The following is a 224-nucleotide window of genomic DNA, read 5'->3' on the forward strand; positions in this document are numbered from 1 at the left end:
GCCCCAAGTGTTGCCCGAAGCCCTTAAAGTTGCTCGCGAGATTGCTGATGAATCTTATCGCGCCTATGCCCTAACAGCTTTAGCTGACAAACTGCCCGAAGTGTTACCCGAAGCGCTTAAAGTTGCTCGCGAGATTGCTGATGAATATAGTCGCGCCTATGCCCTAACAGCTTTAGCTGACAAACTGCCCGAAGCATTAATGCCCGAAGCCCTTCAAGTTGCTC

General features: G+C 50.9%; 1 protein-coding gene. It reads left to right on the top strand.

Features of this window, described 5'->3' with window-relative positions; all coding sequences use genetic code 11:
• Positions 1 to 224, top strand: a 224-nt coding sequence (locus ACM0OZ_RS49485; RefSeq protein WP_414590261.1) for a hypothetical protein, incomplete at both ends; no start/stop codon positions are given.

Origin of the sequence: Scytonema sp. PCC 10023 (assembly GCF_963920835.1) — a bacterium.
Classification (GTDB): Bacteria; Cyanobacteriota; Cyanobacteriia; order Cyanobacteriales; family Nostocaceae; genus Kalymmatonema.